Consider the following 18,181-nt stretch of genomic DNA (forward strand, 5'->3'; position numbering starts at 1 on the left):
ACCAAGGCCTTGGAGAACGCAGGCCAGTCGGATTAAACGGGCATCCTAGCCCGCTTCAAATAACGCCATGGCCTCGACATGCGCAGTCTGCGGAAACATGTCGAGAATCCCGGCACGCTTTAGCCGGTAGCCTTGCTTGACCAACTCAACCGTGTCCCGCGCCAGCGTGGCTGGGTTACAGGACACATACACCAGGCGCTTGGCTCCAAGGGTGGCGAGCTTGCGCACAACCTCTTGGGCACCATCGCGGGGTGGGTCCAAGAGTACCGCAGAAAAGCCCTGTTTGGCCCATGGCGCGTCAGTCAAAGGTTGAGACAGGTCGGCCTGAAAGAACTGCACGTTAGGCAAATGGTTGCTCGCGGCATTGAGTGCCGCACGGTCCACCATGGTCTGCACACCCTCTACCGCCACCACTTCGCGCACCTGGCGCGCCAGCGGCAAGGCGAAGTTGCCAAGGCCGCAAAACAGGTCCAGCACCCGTTCGTCGGCTTGTGGCGCCAGCCACTCCAATGCCTGGGCAACCATCGCCTGATTGACCCCGGCGTTGACCTGCACAAAATCTCCCGGCCGGTAAGCCAGTTCCAGATTCCAGGCATCCAGGCGAAACCCCAGGGGTTGGTCGGGCTCGACAGGTTCCGGCTGACCCTCGCCATGCAGCCATAATTGGGCTTCATGGAAGGTGCAGAATTCTTTCAGGATCAGCAGGTCTGCTTCGGACAGCGGTGCCATATGCCGCAGCAACACAGCGATGGACGAACCACTGAACAGCTCCACATGCCCCAGCGCCTGCGGTTTGCTCAGGCGACGCAGCATATTCGGCAAGCGCTGCATGATCGGTTGCAAGGCTTGTACCAGCACCGAGCAGTCGTCGATAGCGACGATGTCCTGACTGGCCACGGCGCGAAAACCCACTTCGAGTTTCTTCGCCTTGGCGTCCCAACGTACGGCCACACGGGCGCGACGCCGGTAACCGAACTCCGGCCCGCTCAACGGCGGCGCCCACTCTTGCGGTTCGACACCTGCCACCCGCGACAGTTGTTCGGCGAGCATGCGCTGTTTCAGGGCAAGTTGCTGGTCATGGGGCAGATGCTGCACGCTGCAACCGCCGCAGCGGCCAACGTGGGCGCAGGGTGCCGGGCGCCGTAGCTCACTGGCCTTGAACACCCGCTCGGTGCGGGCCTCAACCACTTTGCCGTGGGCGCCCAACACCCGCGCTTCGACTTCTTCGCCGGCCAGCGCGCCATTCACAAACCAGGTGCGGCCTTCAAAGAACACAATGCCACGGCCATCATTGGCCAGGCGTTCGATGGTCAGGCGCTGTTTCTTGCCCACCGGGATCTGCGGGGCCCGGCTGCCGCCTGTCGGCTGGAAGCGCAGGCCTCTCTCGTGCTTGGCCATCAGTTGGGTTCGTCGAAGATGCCGGTCGACAGGTAGCGGTCGCCTCGGTCACAGATGATCGCGACGATCACCGCGTTTTCCACTTCTTTGGACAAGCGCAACATACCGGCCACGGCGCCGCCGGAGGACACGCCGCAGAAGATGCCTTCTTCACGGGCCAGACGGCGCGTAGTGTCTTCGGCTTCGCGCTGGGCCATGTCGATGATGCGGTCTACGCGCGTCGCGTTGTAGATCTTCGGCAAGTACTCTTCGGGCCAGCGGCGGATACCGGGGATGGCCGCGCCTTCCATCGGTTGCAGACCGACGATCTGGATCGCCGGGTTCTGCTCCTTCAGGTAGCGCGAGTTGCCCATGATGGTGCCGGTGGTGCCCATGGAGCTGACGAAATGGGTAATGGTGCCCTGGGTCTGGCGCCAGATTTCCGGGCCGGTGCTGGTGTAGTGCGCTTCGGGATTGTCACCGTTGGCGAACTGGTCCAGCACCACGCCACGGCCTTCGGCGGCCATACGCTCGGCGAGGTCACGGGCGCCTTCCATGCCTTCTTCCTGGCTCACCAGAATAAGCTGGGCACCGTAAGCGGTCATCGCCGCCTTGCGCTCGGCACTGCCGTTGTCGGGCATGATCAACACCATCTTGTAGCCCTTGATCGCCGCGGCCATGGCCAGGGCGATGCCGGTGTTACCCGAGGTGGCTTCGATCAGGGTGTCGCCTGGCTTGATCTGCCCGCGCAACTCGGCGCGGGCGATCATCGACAGCGCCGGGCGGTCCTTGACCGAGCCGGCCGGGTTGTTGCCTTCGAGTTTGAGCAACAGGGTATTGCTGGTTTCACCCGCCATGCGTTGCAAGCGGACCAGGGGCGTGTTGCCGACGCAATCGGCGATTGTTGGGTACTGCAAGGTCATGGCGTATTCGCAATCCAGACTGCGGGGGCGGACATCATACCGGGAAAGGCCGGCGGGCCATATCACGCAAAGTGTGGTGCTTATGGCTTATAGGAATAAGCTAATAAAGTGGCGCCGGTTGGGACGCCATCGGGAGCAAGCCCCCTCCCACAGTTGATCGCGTTCCAACATGAGAATACGGTCGACTGTGGGAGGGGGCTTGCTCCCGATGGCCGCACCTCGATAAACCTGCTACTCCCGCCGCCCGCCGCCATGATTTTTCTGAAAAACCTTCTCCCCCATCGCCGCAATCTGCCCTTCGATCAGTGCTTCAAAGGGTTTGAGCAGCGGCTCGAACGATACCGGCGCTTCCAGTACCTGCAGCGCTTGCACGATTGCTTCGACCGTTGACAAGGCGCCAGGCCCCGGCGCCTTGCGCAAGCGATAGCGGGAAACGCCGCCTAGGGCCAATGTCACCCGGGGCAACGCCGCCAGCAAAGGGTTGAGGTGCAACAGCTTGCGCGCCTTGCGCCAGGTGCCATCGGGAACCACCAATAACAATGGCTGATCGTCAGGTGCGTAAGCGTGCAGCGGCTCGGCATCATCGGCCGGAAACAACAATCGCGCCCGATAACCAGGCGGGTTTAATAACGTCGCCAGATCATCAAACACCTCCCCCACCACCAACTGCGCATTATTCAAGCCCAACGCCGCCAACCTCGCGGTATTGAGCGCATGGCCGACCTCGCTCGGGTGCTGCAACAGCAACACGCGGGTGCGGCTGTCGAGGGTCGGGATCAGTGCACAGAGGCAATGAGTGGTCGGCCGCAAGCATTGCGGGCATTGGGGTCTGGGCATGGTTTTTTCAGGCCTGGTTGAGCTGGGTCTTGAGCAAGTCGCGGAAGGTCTGGATCAGCGGTTCACGGCTACGGCCACGGCGCATGATCATCGAGAACGGCGCCTGGTAGCCGAAGGTCGCCGGCAGTAACACGCGCAGGTCACCCTTGTCGGCCCAGGCCTGGGCGTAGTGTTCGGGCAGGTAACCGATGTAGGCGCCGGACAATACCAGGATCAACTGCGCTTCCATACTTTCCACGGTCGCGGCGCTGTGTTTGAAGCCGTGGCGCGCCAGCTCGGCCTGGCTCCAGTAGCCGCGGCCGACCATACGTTGCTGAGTGATGACCTGTTCGGGAATACGCCGCTCGCTGAACAGCGGGTGCCGGTTGCTGCAATACAGCCAGTGCTGTTCGCGGTACAGCGGCATATAGATCAGCCCGCTCATACGGTTGGAGAACGCACCGATTGCCAGGTCCAGGCGGTTGTCCTGTACGCCCAGTTGCAGTTCGTAGGGGCTCATCACCGACAGATTCAGGTGAACCGCCGGATGTTCCAGGCTGTAGGCGCCAATCACTTCGGCGAACGGCAGGGCCTTGTCGCTGACGGTGGAATCAAGCACGCCCAGCTTGAGCGTACCGCGCAACTCGCCTTTGAGCGCGGCAGCGTATTGCTCGAAGCCCTCGAGCTCGCCCAACAGGCGCAGGGTTTCCTGATGAAACAGCTCGCCTTTGCTGGTCAGGCTGAAGCCGCCACGTCCTCGATGGCACAGCACCAGGCCCAGCGCGGATTCGAGTTGGCTCATATACGTGCTGATGGCCGACGTCGACAGGTTGAGTTCGTGCTGGGCATTGGCGAACCCCTGGTGGCGCACGACGCTGACGAAGATGCGCAGGAGTTTCAGGTCGGGCAAGGCGTTGGCCATGGTCGGCTCCGGACAGGGATGCGTGCAGTCTACCTCCCTGCATTAGTTTAGAAAAATCTGAACTAAGTATTTGCCCCTGCCGATTCTTCCTGCCCCAGGCTTTTCGCAGAATCGGCCATCAATAAACAAAACAACGATGAGGCAATCCCGTGGACAAGATTTTCCACCAACCACTGGGCGGCAACGAAATGCCGCGCTTCGCCGGCATCGCCACCATGATGCGCCTTCCCCACCTGCAAACGGCCAAGGGTCTGGACGCTGCCTTTATCGGCGTGCCCCTGGATATCGGCACCTCGCTGCGCGCCGGCACACGCTTCGGGCCTCGGGAAATCCGCGCCGAGTCGGTGATGATCCGCCCCTACAACATGGCCACCGGCGCTGCACCGTTCGACTCACTGTCAGTGGCCGACATCGGCGACGTGGCGATCAACACCTTCAACCTGCTCGACGCCGTGCGCATCATCGAAGAAGCCTACGATGAAATTCTTGAGCACGACGTGATCCCCCTGACCCTGGGCGGCGACCACACCATCACCCTGCCGATCCTGCGGGCGATCCACAAGAAACACGGCAAGGTCGGGCTGGTGCACATCGATGCCCATGCCGACGTCAACGACCATATGTTCGGCGAAAAAATCGCCCACGGCACCACCTTCCGCCGCGCCGTGGAAGAAGGTTTGCTCGATTGCGACCGCGTGGTGCAGATCGGCCTGCGTGCCCAGGGCTACACCGCCGAAGACTTCAACTGGAGCCGCAAGCAAGGCTTTCGCGTAGTCCAGGCCGAAGAATGCTGGCACCAATCCCTGGCGCCGTTGATGGCCCAAGTGCGGGAAAAAGTCGGCGGCGGCCCGGTGTACCTCAGCTTCGACATCGACGGCATCGATCCCGCCTGGGCACCCGGCACCGGCACCCCGGAAATCGGCGGGCTGACCACCATCCAGGCGATCGAGATCATCCGTGGCTGCCAGGGCCTGGATCTGATTGGTTGTGATCTGGTGGAAGTTTCGCCGCCCTACGACACCACCGGCAACACCTCGCTGCTGGGCGCCAACTTGCTGTACGAGATGCTCTGCGTATTGCCTGGCGTCGCGCATCGCTGATGCCTTCACGATAACAATCAAGGGGATCGCGCAGATCCCCATCCAACGATGTACCTGACCTTCGCTCGCGTATTGACCGAGCCGGCTGCCGCCTGATCGCCCATAAAAAAGATAATCGGAGAATCACCGTCATGGCTTTGGATTTATTCGTCGTACTCATCTACGCCGCCGGTATGCTCGTGCTCGGCTACTACGGTATGCGCCGCGCCAAAACCCACGAAGACTATCTGGTGGCGGGCCGTAACCTCGGCCCGTCGCTGTACATGGGCACCATGGCCGCCACGGTATTGGGCGGCGCCTCCACCGTCGGCACCGTGCGCCTGGGTTATGTGCACGGCATTTCAGGTTTCTGGCTGTGCGCCGCGCTGGGCGCCGGGATCATTGCGCTGAACCTGTTCCTGGCCAAGCCGCTGCTGAAGCTGAAAATCTTTACCGTGACCCAGGTCCTGGAAAAACGCTACAACCCCATGGCGCGACAGGCCAGCGCGGTGATCATGCTGGCCTATGCACTGATGATCGGCGTGACCTCGATCCTGGCCATCGGCACCGTGTTGCAAGTGCTGTTCGACTTGCCCTTCTGGATGTCGGTGCTGGTAGGCGGCGGTGTGGTGGTGGTGTATTCAACCATCGGTGGCATGTGGTCGCTGACCCTGACCGATATCGTGCAATTTGTGATCAAGACCGTCGGCCTGATGTTCATCCTGCTGCCGATCTGCCTGTACCGCGTCGGCGGCTGGGATGAACTGGTGGCCAAGCTGCCGGCGTCGAACTTCAGCTTTACCGCGATCGGCTGGGACACGATCATCACTTACTTCATGATCTACTTCTTCGGCATCCTGATCGGCCAGGATATCTGGCAACGAGTGTTCACCGCCCGTGATGAAAAGGTCGCCCAGTACGCGGGCACTTTCGCCGGCGTCTACTGCATTCTCTACGGCCTGGCGTGCGCCCTGATTGGCATGGCGGCTCACGTGCTGATCCCGGATCTGGATAACGTCAACAATGCCTTTGCCGCCATCGTCAAAGCCTCGTTACCGGACGGTATTCGTGGCCTGGTGATTGCGGCTGCCCTGGCGGCGATGATGTCCACCGCCAGCGCCGGCCTGCTCGCTGCGTCCACCGTGTTGACCGAAGACCTGCTACCACGGCTGCGCGGTGGCAGGCAATCGAGCCTGGGCATCAACCGCTTGTTCACCCTGATGACCGGTGTGGCCGTATTGGGCATCGCACTGGTGGTGAATGACGTGATCAGCGCGCTGACCCTGGCCTATAACCTGTTGGTGGGCGGTATGTTGGTACCTCTGATTGGCGCGATATTCTGGAAGCGAGCCACCACCTCGGGCGCGATCACGTCCATGGCGCTGGGTTTCGTAACCGCGCTGGTGTTTATGTTCAAGGATGGGTTGGATGCAAACACACCGATTTACTGCAGCCTGGCGGTGGCCCTGGTGAGTTTTGTGCTGGTGAGTGTGTTGTCGCGCAAACCAGATACCGTGGCGGCTCGGGCGGCTTGAGCGATTAGGATAGTTTCTTCAGCGGGTGCGACGTCGGTGTTCGCGCCCGTTTTTTTGCCCTGCACAAAATAATTGTGGGAGCGGGCTTGCTCGCGAAGGCGGTGTGTCATTCAACCATTTACTGGCTGATGCACCGTATTCGCGAGCAAGCCCGCTCCCACATTTTGCATATTCTTTGGGCCTGATACTCAGCGGCGACGGGGCCGGCGCTGCTCATCGTCCGTGCGGATCGGCACCGGTTGCAGCGGGGGCTCGATCAAGCCCAGCGCAACGCCAAGATCGTGGAGCCAGTTTTGGATTTTCTCTTTCATGGTTGCCCCCTTTGAGGGTAGTGCTGGTCGGCGTGAGTTTTGTCGCCGTTTCCTACAGAGATAGTAGCCCTAAGTCCTAGGTAATGCTTGAACGAAACCACAACTAACTATTACTGGATTGATCCAAATCCTGACGAATCGCTCAAGCGATGGCGCGCGTATCTGCCAGGCTTGCCGGGCTGCCTTCGTGCTGCAGGTCGATCCATGCATTGAGGTTAGCGCCGAGCATACCCTTTCGCCACATCAGCCAGGTGGTCGCAGTGGCAAAAGGCCCGGTCAGCGGATGAACGGACACGCTGTCCTTGCCTGGCAGGCTGTCGAGCATCGATTGCGACATCAACGCCACCCCCGAACCGGCGATCACACACGCAAGCATCCCTTGATAGGACTCGATCTCGATAGCCCGCCCCATGGCTACATGCTCGTGGGAAAACCAGGTTTCCAGGCGCGTGCGATAGGCGCAACTGCGTCGGAACGTGAACACCGGTCGCCCGGCAACGTCCCGGGGCCCGCGCACCGGTGGGTGATCGGCTTCGCAAATCAATACCAGGCGCTCTTCGCACAGCGGTACGCCATCCAGAGTCGCGATGGTCAGCGGACCGTCCACAAACGCTGCATCCAGCCGCCCGGTAATCAAACCTTCCAGCAACTCCCCGCTGGGCGCCGACTGTACTTGCAGGTTCACCATGGGGTAAGTCCTGTGATAGCGCGCCAGCAGCTTGGGCAAGTGAACCGCGGCGGTGCTGTACATGCTGCCCAGCACAAAATCACCAGCCGGTTGACCGCCTTGTACGGCGCCGTGAGCTTCGTCATGCAGCGCCAGCAGCCGGGTGCTGTAGTCCAGCAGCACTTTACCCGCAGGAGAAAGCTGCAACCGCTGGCGCTCACGCACAAACAGCTCGACCCCCAGCTGCTCCTCCATCTGCTTGAGGCGGGTCGACAAGTTCGATGGCACGCGGTGCAAACGTTCGGCGGCGCGGGTGATGGAGCCCTCTTCCGCCACGGCCTGGAAAATCCGCAATTGACTGAACTCCATACCTTTCTCCAAAACTGAACAAGTTACTCACTATTATTCAATTTTACAGAAAGTCAATCCGCCTTAGCCTACAAGTCATTCGCTTTCCTGTAGGAAACCTAAGCATGTCACCGCAGATTCGTTTACTTGCCAGCTTTATCGCCCTGATGATGGCCATGGGCATTGGCCGCTTCGCCCTGACCCCGCAAATGCCGCATTTGCTCAGCGAAGGTCAGGTCGACCTGGCGGATGCCGGGCTGATCGCGGCCGCCAATTACTTGGGCTACTTTGTGGGCGCGGTGGATTCGATCTTTGCTCGCAGCCATCATCATGTACGCGGCCGCCTTTATGGCGGGTTGTGGCTCTGCGTACTGCTGACGCTCGCGTCGTACTGGGCCCATGGGTTCTGGCCGCACTTGCTGTTGCGCTTCGGAACCGGCGTGGCCAGCGCCTGGGCCCTGGTGATGATTACCAGCCTGAGCCAGCCGCTGGCGATCGCCGCCGGCCGGCCGCGTCTGGGTGCGCTGGTATTTGCCGGGCCGGGACTGGGGATTGCGCTGACGGGGCTGCTGGCGCTGGGCTCGAACTTGCTGGGGCAAGGCTCCGCCATGCTGTGGCTGGTCTACGGCATCGTTGCCCTGGTGATGCTGCTGGCGATCCTGCCCTTTTTACCCAAGCCAACCCTCACGGCGCCTGCTGAAACCCGTGCAAGCAACAACGGCAGCATCGCGCATCTGTGCTGGATCTATTTCCTGTTCGGCCTGGGCTACATCATCCCCGCGACCTTTCTGTCGCAGATGGCCAACGCACAGTTCAACGGAGCCTGGCAGGCCGATCTGTTCTGGCCCTGCTTCGGCCTGGCTGCCGCTGTAGGTGTGGTGGTGGCAAGCCTGCGCCGCAAGAGCCCGGACACCACGCGCCGCTGGCTGATCGTGACCTTGTGGCTGCAAGCGGCCGGGGTCTTCGCCTGCCTGCTCGGTAACGGTTGGGGCCTGGCGCTGGGCGTGTTGTTGTGCGGCGCGCCCTTCCTGGCCTGCATGCAACTGGTAATGGCGCGCCTGCGCGAGGTTGCACCCAACGGCTACCAACGCAGCACAGGGCTACTGACCGCCAGCTTTGCCATCGGCCAACTGAGCGGTCCGCTACTGGCCTCGATGAGCAGTCACCTCGGTGGTGGTCTGCACCCGGCGTTGATCGTCGCCGGTGCCGGGTTGTTGGTGGCAGGCTCGGTCTTGATCAACCGCCAACTACCGATGCACACGCCGTGCACACAGGTGGCCGACGGTGCAGCACAGGGCGGTTAAACAGGTGCCCCACGCCATGTCCATCACCGCGAGCCCGGCGGACCAGCCCTGAAGCGTGGCCCAATTGCTCAAATCATAAGTGCCATAGGCCACCAGGCCCAGCAGTGCGCCCAACCGCGCAGCACGTTGCCAACTGGCACTGGGCAAGACCACGAACACCACACAACCGAGGACATACAGCAGATAAAACAACACCGCAGGCAACAGGCGCGGCTGATCAAGCATCAGCGGGCCGAGCAGGGATTTGTAGGTGGGGCCCATCAGCACGCCGAGCCAGAGGCCGTCGAGGAGCAGGAAGGCGAGCAAGGTGCCGAGGTAGGCGAAGAGCGGTCTCTTGGACATGACACGAGCCTTTGTAGGAGCGAGCTTATTGTGGCGAGCAAGCTCGCTCCTACAGAGAGCCAGGCGCGATCAGCTTAGTTCAATGCGGTCGGCGTGAATCACGATCTGGCCTTGCTTGTAGAGCGCACCAATGGCCTTTTTAAAGTTGCCTTTGCTGACGCCGAACAAGTTGCTGATCACCGCCGGATCGCTTTTGTCGCTGACCGGCAGGGTGCCGTTGTTGTCACGCAACTTGGCGAGGATCTTGGAGTTGAGGCTGGAGGCCGCTTCCTGGCCGACCGGTTGCAGGCTCAGGCTGATGTTGCCATCGGCGCGAATCTCCTTGATGAAGCCTTTTTCTTCCTTGCCCGGGCGCAGGAACTTGAACACTTCGTTCTTGTGGATCAGGCCCCAGTGCTTGTTGTTGATGATTGCCTTGAAGCCCATGTCCGTGGCTTCAGCCACCAGCAGATCGACTTCCTGGCCCACCTGATAGTTGGCCGGCGTCTTGTCCAGGTAACGGTCAAGGCGTGCGGTGGCGGTGATGCGCTTGGTGTGCTTGTCGAGGTAGACGTGCACCACGCAATATTCACCCGCTGTCAGCTGGCGCTTTTCTTCCGAATACGGCAGCAGCAGATCCTTTGGCAGGCCCCAGTCGAGGAACACCCCGATACTGTTGACTTCCACAACTTTCAAACTGGCAAATTCGCCGACTTGAACTTTGGGTTTTTCAGTGGTGGCGATAAGTTTGTCATCGCTGTCCAAGTAAATGAAAACATTGAGCCAGTCTTCATCTTCACTGGGAATATCTTTAGGGATATACCGATTAGGCAAGAGGATTTCGCCATCTTGCGCACCATCGAGGTACAAACCAAAGTTAGTGTGCTTGACCACTTGCAAGCTGTTGTAGCGCCCGACTAAAGCCATTTCCAATACCCTCATTGCGTGGGCGGCATTCTACCCGAGTTGGGCCCTGCACGCGCGCGCGCCTGAAAAATCGCGGGCTGGCATGGCGTTCTACTAGCATCGCCCCGCTCGTCTGATCAATCGGTTGAATTTTTCCGGGCCGCCAACCTCGCATACGCCCATGGTTTCGAGCTAAAACAGTAAGTTAGCGGCTTATTTCATCATTAAACCTGGGCTCTTTCCCAGCCTGGTCTATATTCTCAGGGGATATTTGCCAAGCAATTGTCAAGTATTTCCTGTACGATGCCTGGCCAAGTTAATTCTCTACAGGTTAGTGGCCGCCATGCGTGTAAAAGCATCCAACAGCAAAGCAAAGCCAGCTCCCGCCGTTGAAACCAGCGAATCGATCAATAGCCAGATTGCTGCTTTCCTCAAGTCCGGCGGCGAAATCCAGCAAATTGCCAAGGGCGTGAGCGGCCAGACTTTCGGCCCGTCCAAGCAGATCAGCCTGGGCAAGAAGTAATCGTCCTGCCTGCGCACTGCATCTGGTCCCTAAGCGTCTTGCCTTCAAGGCGCTAGGACTAGAGTTGGAAACACCCTCGTACCCCCTTCAATATCAAGTTAATCGACGAACGGGCCTCAATGCCTGGCATTCGCCGGTATCCTTGCACACGTCTAGCACGGGCATCTGCTCGAACCCGTCCGTTACTGCTCCTCGCTTTTCATGGAGTGAAGCATGCTTAAACGCTGTATTTTCCTGGTCAGCATTCTGATCGCCAGCCCTTTGGCCGAAGCGCAGATTTTTCAGCGTGAACTGGGCGACTTCGACCTGAAATTGGGCACCACCCCCAGCCGTAGCATGGCCCAGGGTCTGGTCAAGCCCACCTCTCCTGGCAGTGACTCGTTCCACGGTGGCCTGGACCTTACCCACGACAGCGGCCTGTATTTCGGCCAGTTTTCACCGAATATGGGCCTGTCGTCGGCCAACAATCTCGAAGTTGACTCCTACCTGGGTTTCAAACGCCCTTTCGACCAGACCCTGGGCTATGAAGTGGGCTTGATTCACTACAGCTACCCCAAGGTCAGCCCCCTCGACAGCCAGGAGTTCTACGGCGGCCTGAACCTGTTGGGCAACCGCTTCGGCGTGTCCTTCAGCAACGACCCCGACCGCCAGGACAGCACCCTGTTCGCCGACCTCGGCGGCACCCAGCCGTTCGGTATCGGCGTCAGCATGAAATACACCACCCACCAATTGGGCACACCGGTGTCGGTAGAAAACGGCGCCATCAGCAGTTTCAGCGACTGGTCGGTGCAATTCTCCCGGGCCTGGAAAGGCATCGACCTGGATCTGATCTACAGCGACTCCAGCCTCAGCGGCGGTGACTGCTCGGCCTACTCCGGACACAACTCGCAATGCGACGGCCTGTTGACCTTGAAGGCCGTCCGGCCGTTTTATTGATGGGCTGAACTGTCGCACCCCGCGCAGGTTCACATGCATTAACCCCATCCGTGCAAGGACTCGCCCATGTTGCGCCGGCTCAAACTCCTGATGGTACTGCTGACCCTGAGCCTGGTGCTCGCCGGCTGCAATCGCGTGGGCCTGGCCTACCGTAATCTCGACGTGATCATCCCCTGGACCCTCAACGACTACCTGGACATGAATGCCGGGCAGAAGAGCTGGTTCAACGACACCCTCAAGGAACACCTGGCCTGGCATTGCACCACGCAATTGCCGGGCTACCTGGACTGGCTCGACCGCCTGCAGCAGATGGTCGACAGTAACCAGGTCACCGACGCCGCATTGCAAACCCGTACTGTCGAAGCCAAACAGGCAATTGCCGAGATTGCGCGGGAAATCACCCCCTCCGCCGTGCAATTGCTGCAAGGCCTGGACGATCAGCAGGTCAAGGACATGAGCGACGCCCTGGCCAAGGACCTGCGCAAACGCCAGGATGAATACCTCAAGCCGCCGCTGGCCCAGCAGATCAAGGAACGCGCCGAGCGCATGAGCAAGCGCCTGGATGCCTGGATCGGCCCGCTGAGCGCCAGCCAGCAAAACCGCGTAACGGCGTGGTCCAACGCTTTGGGCGAACAGAACCAGGCGTGGATCGGCAACCGCGCCCATTGGCAGGCGCAGTTTATCGAGGCCGTCGAGCACCGCCACGACGCCGACTTCCCGCAGAAAATGCAACGTTTGCTGGTGGACAGAGAGAGCCTATGGACGCCTGAATACCGCGCTGCCTATGCCCAGACCGAAGCGGCGGCGCGCAGTCTGATCGTGGACCTGATGGCTGAGAGCACCGAGCAACAGCGTAAGAAGCTGAGGCAAAAAATCGACGGCGTACGAGGCGATTTCAAAGCGCTTAAATGCCTCAAAGCCGGCGCAAATCAATAGGGAGGGGAGCAGGGCTCCCACCCACATTGGATTCAGGGGTTAGATAGTGCCACCGGCAATCGCAGCTTTGGAAGAGACTTGATCGAAGGTCGCCTTCTCCAGCGCGTCCTCCTGCTCGTCCATCACTTGACGGGGGTGCTCATGGCCAGGAATCGAACTGTCAATCAACGCCAGCAGGCTTGCACCGCGCGCGGTCAAGATGAAGTTTTCACCATTGCCGCCTTCCTCTTCGGGGCGCGACTCAATAAACCCGCGCTTGAACAACAACGCCTCGTAATCCGCAGCGGTTCTTTTCAGCGTATCCAGGTTCCCGGTGTCCTCGCCAGCCGTCGCCTTATCAGCGGCTTCCTGCTCGGCGTATTTACGCGGGGCGAAGCTGCCCTCGCCGTTCTGCACTTCATGCAGCAGACGTTCGATCAGATCCCAGTTGTAAGTCGTCATCCTGATTCCTCCTGCAGGCCGATGGAAAATTAGCCCGTCATAGGTAGTGACACGTGAGGGCACTGGCCGTTCACCCGGATAGACGGGCGTCATTTCTCTGAACTTTCCAGACGTTCGCCGCCTCAACTGCCTATACCGCCAAGGAGGTCCGACCATGAAAACCCTGATGAACCTGGCGATTGCCGCCACACTGTTGAGCGCCCTGCCCGCCTGGGCTTGCACGCCTGAAGAGGCCACGGCCAAACGCGAAGAACTGGCAAGGCAAGTGACCCAGCTAACGGAACAGAATCCGCAGAAAGCCAAGGAGATGAATGCCCAGTTGCAGAAAATGGACCTGGACACCGAAAGCGCCGAGTTTCCCGACAAATGCCAGCTGATCGACGCAAGGCTCAAAGAACTGAAAGAAGCCGCCTCCAAAGTCAAAAACTGATGGCGAAAAAAAACCGGACAATGTCCGGTTTTTTTCTGCCTGGCTGCTTATTCGGCAGCAGGCGCTTCTGGCTTGCGGCGCTTGAGTGGCGCCATGCCATCCTTGCTGACGAGCGACAGGTTGTCGGTCTTCGGCCGGTTGGCGATCTTGCGCTTGGTCGGCGATTTGGCGCCGGTTTTCTTTTTGTCGCCCTTGGCGTCGGTCTTTTTCTTCTTCACGCCAACGGCCTTGCCCGACGCCTTGACCTTCTTCGGCCCGGTGTAAGTACCTTTGACTTCCTTGATGGTACGGCGCTCGAACGATTGCTTGAGGTAGCGCTCGATGCTCGACATCAGGTTCCAGTCGCCGTGGCAGATCAGCGAGATGGCCAGGCCATCGTTGCCGGCACGCCCGGTACGGCCGATACGGTGCACGTATTCGTCGCCGCTGCGGGGCATGTCGAAGTTGATCACCAGGTCCAGGCCATCAACGTCCAGGCCACGGGCAGCGACGTCGGTGGCTACCAGGATCTTCACGCCGCCTGCCTTGAGGCGGTCGATGGCCAGCTTGCGGTCCTTCTGGTCTTTCTCGCCGTGTAGCACGAACGCCTTGTATTCCTGCGCGACCAGACGCCCGTAAATGCGGTCGGCGGCGGCACGGGTGTTGGTGAACACGATGGCCTTCTGGTAGGTCTCGTTGGCCAGCAACCAGTTGAGGATCTGTTCTTTGTGCACGTTATGGTCAGCGGTCACGATCTGCTGACGCGTGGTGGCGTTCAGGTCACTGACGTTGTTGACCTGCAAGTGCTCAGGATTGTTCAGCACCTTGGCAACCATGTCGCGCAGGGTTGAACCGCCGGTGGTGGCGGAGAACAGCATGGTCTGCTGGCGATTGACGCATTCAGCGACCAGGCGTTGCACGTCATCGGCAAAGCCCATGTCGAGCATACGGTCGGCTTCGTCGAGCACCAGTACTTCGACTTCCTTGAGGTCGAGGTTGCCGGCATTGAGTTGCTCGATCATGCGCCCCGGGGTACCGATCAGGATGTCCGGCACCTTGCGCAGCATGGCAGCCTGGACCTTGAAGTCTTCGCCGCCGGTAATGATGCCGGACTTGATGAAGGTGAACTGCGAGAAGCGCTCGACTTCCTTGAGGGTCTGCTGGGCCAGCTCACGGGTCGGCAGCAGGATCAGGGTCTTGATGCTGACGCGGACCTTGGCCGGGCCAATCAGACGATTCAGAACCGGCAAGACGAAAGCGGCGGTCTTGCCGCTGCCGGTTTGAGCCGTCACCCGCAGGTCACGCCCCTGGAGCGCGAGCGGGATGGCCGCTGCTTGCACAGGCGTAGGCTCGACAAATTTAAGCTCGGCCACGGCTTTGAGCAGGCGTTCGTGCAGGGCGAATTGGGAAAACACGGGTGCTACCTCGAAGAAATACAAAATATCAGCGCCATAGGTTACCGGTTTCGGGCGGCCAAACCGAGTTTCTTTACGCGAACAGGGCTAATCAGCTGCTTTTTTGTGAGCGATTTTGTCCAGAGCGTCAACTTTGTTGCACTTAAATGCTCTAATCGCCCCGTGTTGTCTTACAGAAGAATCGGTTCACTCATGGATATCAAACAGCTCTGGCTCAACGTCCAAGACCTTTGGGGCGCCCTCGATGAACACCCGGTCCTGCATTCCAGCCTCGGCTTGCTGGTGCTGCTGGTGGTGGCATTGCTGGTTGGACGGGTAGCGCGTTACCTCATCCTGCACGCAGTCAAATTGCTTGGCCGGCAACCGGCCCTGCACTGGCTGAACGATCTGCGACATAACAAAGTCTTCCATCGGCTGGCGCAAATGACACCGTCCCTGGTGATCCAGTTCGGCCTGTACCTGGTACCTGACCTGAGCAAGACCGCCATTCTGTTTATCGGCAATGTGGCCCTGGCGATCACCATTCTGTTTATGGTGCTGGCGATGAGTGCCCTGCTCAATGCGCTGCTGGATATCTACGCACGCACCGAACATGCACGCACCCGCTCGATCAAGGGTTATGTGCAGTTGGCAAAAATGGTGTTGTTCGTGTTTGGCGCAATCATCATCGTCGCCACCCTGATCGACCGTTCGCCGCTGCTGCTGCTGTCGGGCCTGGGTGCGATGTCGGCGGTGATTCTGTTGGTGTACAAGGACACGCTGCTGTCGTTCGTCGCCAGTGTGCAATTGACCAGCAACGACATGCTGCGGGTTGGTGACTGGATCGAAATGCCCCAGGTCGGCGCCGACGGCGATGTGGTGGACATCACCCTGCATACGGTCAAGGTGCAGAATTTCGACAAGACCATCGTCTCCATCCCGACCTGGCGCTTGATGTCCGAGTCGTTCAAGAACTGGCGCGGTATGCAGGCCTCCGGCGGGCGGCGCATCAAGCGCAGCCTGTACATCGATGCCAGCGGCGTGCGCTTTTTGCGCGATGACGAAGAAGTGCGCATGACCCAGGTGCACCTGCTCACCGGCTACATCAGTCGCAAACAGGCCGAACTCAAGGCCTGGAACGAGGCCCAGGGCCACAGCGCGCAATTGTCGGCCAACCGCCGGCGCATGACCAACCTCGGCACGTTCCGCGCCTATGCCCTGGCGTATCTGCAAAGCCACCCGGACATCCAGCCGAACATGACCTGCATGGTGCGCCAGATGCAAACCACCGCCCAGGGCGTACCGCTGGAGATCTACTGCTTTACCCGCACCACCGCGTGGGCGGATTACGAGCGGATCCAGGGGGATATTTTCGATTATCTACTGGCAGTGTTGCCGGAGTTCGGATTGAGCCTGTATCAGCAGCCGAGTGGCAACGACCTGCGCGCCGGCGTATTGCCGGCGTTGGCCGGGGCCGCGCAACTACCCGCCATCGAAACGGCGTGAAGTGATCCGAACGGGATTACGGCAGTGATGCCGTAATCTCCTGGCGGCAAACCTCAAGCACTTCATCAGCCAAAGCGGAATCATCCGGGCACGCCCGCGATAACATGATTGCGCCAATGGCATGGGCCATCCTGTTGAGCATTTTCGCGCGCACGTCTTGCTGTGGCTCGTCCTGCGTCGTGTTGTACTTTGCCTCCAGCGCTTGCAGCGTGTTTTCCAAGCCGTTGGCAAAGGTTTCCTTGAGGGTCCCTGATTGACGCGCAGCGTCTGCACACAACGCCGCCAACGTGCACCCGCCGCCGCGATGATCGCGGTGCTGCCTGGACAGGTAAACCTCGAAAAACTCCCCCGCCTCCATCTCCACGCTGCTGGCGAGCGACTGCGCCAGGCCATTGGCGGCCGCTTCTGCCATCAAATCCGCCTTGGAGCCGAAGTGCTTGTAGAAGCCGCCCTGGGTAAAACCAGCGGCAGCCATCAGTTCGGCCACACCGACCCCATCGAAACCGCGCTCACGAAACAGCGCGGAAGCCGTCGCGACGATATGCGCTCGATTGTTCTGTGATTGCGTCTTGGTGATCTTCATTTCTATGCGCTCCTGCTGCCCTGCGATAGAGGGATCTTACTATGATGTCGATCATAATCAAAACCGTTGACAGCTTTGATTATGATCGACATCATAAAACCTCCCTGCACTCACTGAGCATCACACCATGAGCACTTCCAAGACCGTTCTCATCACTGGCGCCTCGACCGGCATTGGTGCCGCCTACGCCGAACGCTTTGCCCAGCGTGGTCACGACCTGGTTCTGGTCGCCCGCGATACCAAGCGCCTGGAAGCGCTCGCTGCACGTCTGCGTGAACAGCACGCCATCACTGTTGATATCCTCCCCGCTGACCTGACCCAGATCGCTGACCTGGCAGCGGTCGAAGCACGTCTGCGCGAAGATTCCAGCATCGGCACGCTGGTCAACAACGCCGGTGCCGCACAGTCCGGCAGCTTCATCGAACAGTCCACCGACAGTGTCGCTCAGTTGGTCGCGCTCAACACCACCGCGCTGGTACGGCTTGCCAGCGCCATTGCCCCACGCCTGGCGGCAGCCGGCAACGGCGCTATCATCAACATTGGCTCGGTGGTGGGCCTGGCGCCAGAGTTCGGCATGACCGTATATGGCGCGACCAAGGCATTCGTACTGTTCCTGTCCCAGGGCATGAGCCTGGAGTTGGGCGCCAAAGGTGTCTATGTGCAAGCCGTGCTACCGGCCGCTACGCGTACCGAGATCTGGGACCGGGCGGGCATTGACATCAACACCCTCACAGATGTGATGGAAGTAGGTGACCTGGTGGATGCGGCGCTGGTCGGTTTCGACCGTCGTGAGCCCGTGACCATCCCGCCCTTGCAGGACGGCGCACGCTGGGATGCCTTGCAGGCAGCCCGACAAGGCTTGCTGTCGCAGATCAAGCAGTCCGAGGTTGCCGAGCGGTACCTGACCCAAGCCTGATCAACCTGTTGCAGGCGCGCTCTATGCG

General features: G+C 60.1%; 20 protein-coding genes. 9 read left to right on the forward strand and 11 right to left on the reverse strand.

Annotated features, from left to right (window positions below; translation table 11 throughout):
* Positions 1-45: 45 nt before the first annotated feature.
* The 4 genes from rlmD to PSEBG33_RS07845 all read right to left on the reverse strand — a co-directional run bounded on the left by rlmD (position 46) and on the right by PSEBG33_RS07845 (position 4,038).
* A complete protein-coding gene (gene rlmD, locus PSEBG33_RS07860; protein ID WP_005790195.1) occupies positions 46-1,398 on the reverse strand; it encodes a 23S rRNA (uracil(1939)-C(5))-methyltransferase RlmD in 1,353 nt (450 codons plus the stop codon).
* Complete coding sequence (gene cysM / locus PSEBG33_RS07855; protein WP_005790197.1) at positions 1,398-2,300, reverse strand: cysteine synthase CysM; 903 nt, start codon at positions 2,298-2,300, stop codon at positions 1,398-1,400. Before cysM ends, rlmD begins: the two co-directional genes overlap by 1 nt.
* 231 nt (positions 2,301-2,531) lie before the next feature.
* Positions 2,532-3,137, reverse strand: coding sequence for a tRNA-uridine aminocarboxypropyltransferase (locus PSEBG33_RS07850; RefSeq protein ID WP_005790198.1), 606 nt, complete (start codon positions 3,135-3,137; stop codon positions 2,532-2,534).
* Between the two features lie 7 nt (positions 3,138-3,144).
* Positions 3,145-4,038 carry a LysR family transcriptional regulator gene (locus PSEBG33_RS07845; RefSeq protein WP_005790200.1) on the reverse strand — a complete coding sequence of 298 codons (894 nt, stop codon included), beginning with the start codon at positions 4,036-4,038 and terminating at the stop codon, positions 3,145-3,147.
* Positions 4,039-4,187: 149 nt separating this feature from the next.
* Here PSEBG33_RS07845 and speB point away from each other — a divergent pair, with 149 nt between their 5' ends.
* Positions 4,188-5,138, forward strand: a complete 951-nt coding sequence (gene speB / locus PSEBG33_RS07840; protein WP_005790202.1) for an agmatinase — start codon at positions 4,188-4,190, stop codon at positions 5,136-5,138.
* 131 nt (positions 5,139-5,269) lie between these two features.
* Positions 5,270-6,652 (forward strand): sodium:solute symporter, encoded by a 1,383-nt coding sequence (locus PSEBG33_RS07835; protein ID WP_005790204.1) that lies wholly within the window; start codon positions 5,270-5,272, stop codon positions 6,650-6,652.
* A gap of 188 nt (positions 6,653-6,840) precedes the next feature.
* Here the strand turns inward: PSEBG33_RS07835 and PSEBG33_RS29935 are convergent, their stop codons facing one another.
* Both PSEBG33_RS29935 and ptrR read right to left on the reverse strand, forming a co-directional pair.
* Positions 6,841-6,963: a PA1414 family protein gene (locus PSEBG33_RS29935; RefSeq protein WP_003193089.1), complete on the reverse strand. Its 123-nt coding sequence runs from the start codon at positions 6,961-6,963 to the stop codon at positions 6,841-6,843.
* Between the two features lie 142 nt (positions 6,964-7,105).
* The gene (gene ptrR, locus PSEBG33_RS07830) at positions 7,106-7,999 is read right to left on the reverse strand and encodes a putrescine utilization regulator PtrR (protein ID WP_005790206.1); all 894 of its coding nucleotides are present in this window, start codon (positions 7,997-7,999) and stop codon (positions 7,106-7,108) included.
* Between the two features lie 104 nt (positions 8,000-8,103).
* Between ptrR and PSEBG33_RS07825 the strand changes: the two genes are divergently transcribed.
* Entirely contained in the window at positions 8,104-9,282 is a 1,179-nt protein-coding gene (locus tag PSEBG33_RS07825) for an MFS transporter (RefSeq protein ID WP_005790208.1), read from the forward strand.
* Here the strand turns inward: PSEBG33_RS07825 and PSEBG33_RS27635 are convergent.
* A complete protein-coding gene (locus PSEBG33_RS27635) occupies positions 9,226-9,624 on the reverse strand; it encodes a DUF2177 family protein (RefSeq protein WP_032803665.1) in 399 nt (132 codons plus the stop codon). The genes PSEBG33_RS07825 and PSEBG33_RS27635 overlap by 57 nt on opposite strands.
* Before the next feature lie 69 nt (positions 9,625-9,693).
* On the reverse strand, positions 9,694-10,530 hold the full coding sequence (locus PSEBG33_RS07820) for a S1 RNA-binding domain-containing protein (protein ID WP_019820451.1): 837 nt from the start codon (positions 10,528-10,530) through the stop codon (positions 9,694-9,696).
* A 322-nt stretch (positions 10,531-10,852) separates the two neighbouring features.
* Here PSEBG33_RS07820 and PSEBG33_RS07815 point away from each other — a divergent pair, with 322 nt between their 5' ends.
* The 3 genes from PSEBG33_RS07815 (at position 10,853) to PSEBG33_RS07805 (ending at position 12,904) form a co-directional block, all read left to right on the forward strand.
* The gene (locus PSEBG33_RS07815) at positions 10,853-11,032 is read left to right on the forward strand and encodes a hypothetical protein (protein ID WP_003193095.1); all 180 of its coding nucleotides are present in this window, start codon (positions 10,853-10,855) and stop codon (positions 11,030-11,032) included.
* Between the two features lie 213 nt (positions 11,033-11,245).
* Positions 11,246-11,968, forward strand: coding sequence for a TorF family putative porin (locus PSEBG33_RS07810; RefSeq protein ID WP_005790212.1), 723 nt, complete (start codon positions 11,246-11,248; stop codon positions 11,966-11,968).
* A gap of 66 nt (positions 11,969-12,034) precedes the next feature.
* Positions 12,035-12,904, forward strand: coding sequence for a DUF6279 family lipoprotein (locus PSEBG33_RS07805; protein WP_005790214.1), 870 nt, complete (start codon positions 12,035-12,037; stop codon positions 12,902-12,904).
* 39 nt (positions 12,905-12,943) lie between these two features.
* Here the strand turns inward: PSEBG33_RS07805 and PSEBG33_RS07800 are convergent, their stop codons facing one another.
* Positions 12,944-13,345 carry a hypothetical protein gene (locus PSEBG33_RS07800; protein ID WP_005790216.1) on the reverse strand — a complete coding sequence of 134 codons (402 nt, stop codon included), beginning with the start codon at positions 13,343-13,345 and terminating at the stop codon, positions 12,944-12,946.
* A 154-nt stretch (positions 13,346-13,499) separates the two neighbouring features.
* Here PSEBG33_RS07800 and PSEBG33_RS07795 point away from each other — a divergent pair, with 154 nt between their 5' ends.
* A complete protein-coding gene (locus tag PSEBG33_RS07795; RefSeq protein ID WP_005790217.1) occupies positions 13,500-13,775 on the forward strand; it encodes a hypothetical protein in 276 nt (91 codons plus the stop codon).
* 47 nt (positions 13,776-13,822) lie between these two features.
* Here PSEBG33_RS07795 and PSEBG33_RS07790 read toward each other — a convergent pair whose 3' ends face one another.
* Positions 13,823-15,169, reverse strand: coding sequence for a DEAD/DEAH box helicase (locus PSEBG33_RS07790; protein WP_005790219.1), 1,347 nt, complete (start codon positions 15,167-15,169; stop codon positions 13,823-13,825).
* Between the two features lie 192 nt (positions 15,170-15,361).
* Between PSEBG33_RS07790 and PSEBG33_RS07785 the strand changes: the two genes are divergently transcribed.
* Complete coding sequence (locus PSEBG33_RS07785; RefSeq protein WP_005790221.1) at positions 15,362-16,654, forward strand: mechanosensitive ion channel family protein; 1,293 nt, start codon at positions 15,362-15,364, stop codon at positions 16,652-16,654.
* Positions 16,655-16,670: 16 nt separating this feature from the next.
* Here PSEBG33_RS07785 and PSEBG33_RS07780 read toward each other — a convergent pair whose 3' ends face one another.
* Entirely contained in the window at positions 16,671-17,237 is a 567-nt protein-coding gene (locus PSEBG33_RS07780; RefSeq protein ID WP_005790224.1) for a TetR/AcrR family transcriptional regulator, read from the reverse strand.
* Between the two features lie 127 nt (positions 17,238-17,364).
* Here PSEBG33_RS07780 and PSEBG33_RS07775 point away from each other — a divergent pair, with 127 nt between their 5' ends.
* A complete protein-coding gene (locus PSEBG33_RS07775; protein WP_005790226.1) occupies positions 17,365-18,153 on the forward strand; it encodes an SDR family NAD(P)-dependent oxidoreductase in 789 nt (262 codons plus the stop codon).
* The last annotated feature ends 28 nt before the right edge of the window (positions 18,154-18,181 follow it).

This window comes from Pseudomonas synxantha BG33R (genome assembly GCF_000263715.2).
Classification (GTDB): Bacteria; Pseudomonadota; Gammaproteobacteria; order Pseudomonadales; family Pseudomonadaceae; genus Aquipseudomonas; species Aquipseudomonas synxantha_A.

What these genes read in the sequence shown, in the direction of transcription:
- rlmD (WP_005790195.1), bottom strand. Translation starts at nt 1,398, where the DNA reads ATGGCCAAGCACGAGAGAGGCCTGCGCTTCCAGCCGACAGGCGGCAGC.
- cysM (WP_005790197.1), bottom strand. Translation starts at nt 2,300, where the DNA reads ATGACCTTGCAGTACCCAACAATCGCCGATTGCGTCGGCAACACGCCC.
- PSEBG33_RS07850 (WP_005790198.1), bottom strand. Translation starts at nt 3,137, where the DNA reads ATGCCCAGACCCCAATGCCCGCAATGCTTGCGGCCGACCACTCATTGC.
- PSEBG33_RS07845 (WP_005790200.1), bottom strand. Translation starts at nt 4,038, where the DNA reads ATGGCCAACGCCTTGCCCGACCTGAAACTCCTGCGCATCTTCGTCAGC.
- PSEBG33_RS07835 (WP_005790204.1), top strand. Translation starts at nt 5,270, where the DNA reads ATGGCTTTGGATTTATTCGTCGTACTCATCTACGCCGCCGGTATGCTC.
- PSEBG33_RS29935 (WP_003193089.1), bottom strand. Translation starts at nt 6,963, where the DNA reads ATGAAAGAGAAAATCCAAAACTGGCTCCACGATCTTGGCGTTGCGCTG.
- ptrR (WP_005790206.1), bottom strand. Translation starts at nt 7,999, where the DNA reads ATGGAGTTCAGTCAATTGCGGATTTTCCAGGCCGTGGCGGAAGAGGGC.
- PSEBG33_RS07825 (WP_005790208.1), top strand. Translation starts at nt 8,104, where the DNA reads ATGTCACCGCAGATTCGTTTACTTGCCAGCTTTATCGCCCTGATGATG.
- PSEBG33_RS27635 (WP_032803665.1), bottom strand. Translation starts at nt 9,624, where the DNA reads ATGTCCAAGAGACCGCTCTTCGCCTACCTCGGCACCTTGCTCGCCTTC.
- PSEBG33_RS07820 (WP_019820451.1), bottom strand. Translation starts at nt 10,530, where the DNA reads ATGGCTTTAGTCGGGCGCTACAACAGCTTGCAAGTGGTCAAGCACACT.
- PSEBG33_RS07815 (WP_003193095.1), top strand. Translation starts at nt 10,853, where the DNA reads ATGCGTGTAAAAGCATCCAACAGCAAAGCAAAGCCAGCTCCCGCCGTT.
- PSEBG33_RS07810 (WP_005790212.1), top strand. Translation starts at nt 11,246, where the DNA reads ATGCTTAAACGCTGTATTTTCCTGGTCAGCATTCTGATCGCCAGCCCT.
- PSEBG33_RS07805 (WP_005790214.1), top strand. Translation starts at nt 12,035, where the DNA reads ATGTTGCGCCGGCTCAAACTCCTGATGGTACTGCTGACCCTGAGCCTG.
- PSEBG33_RS07800 (WP_005790216.1), bottom strand. Translation starts at nt 13,345, where the DNA reads ATGACGACTTACAACTGGGATCTGATCGAACGTCTGCTGCATGAAGTG.
- PSEBG33_RS07795 (WP_005790217.1), top strand. Translation starts at nt 13,500, where the DNA reads ATGAAAACCCTGATGAACCTGGCGATTGCCGCCACACTGTTGAGCGCC.
- PSEBG33_RS07785 (WP_005790221.1), top strand. Translation starts at nt 15,362, where the DNA reads ATGGATATCAAACAGCTCTGGCTCAACGTCCAAGACCTTTGGGGCGCC.
- PSEBG33_RS07780 (WP_005790224.1), bottom strand. Translation starts at nt 17,237, where the DNA reads ATGAAGATCACCAAGACGCAATCACAGAACAATCGAGCGCATATCGTC.
- PSEBG33_RS07775 (WP_005790226.1), top strand. Translation starts at nt 17,365, where the DNA reads ATGAGCACTTCCAAGACCGTTCTCATCACTGGCGCCTCGACCGGCATT.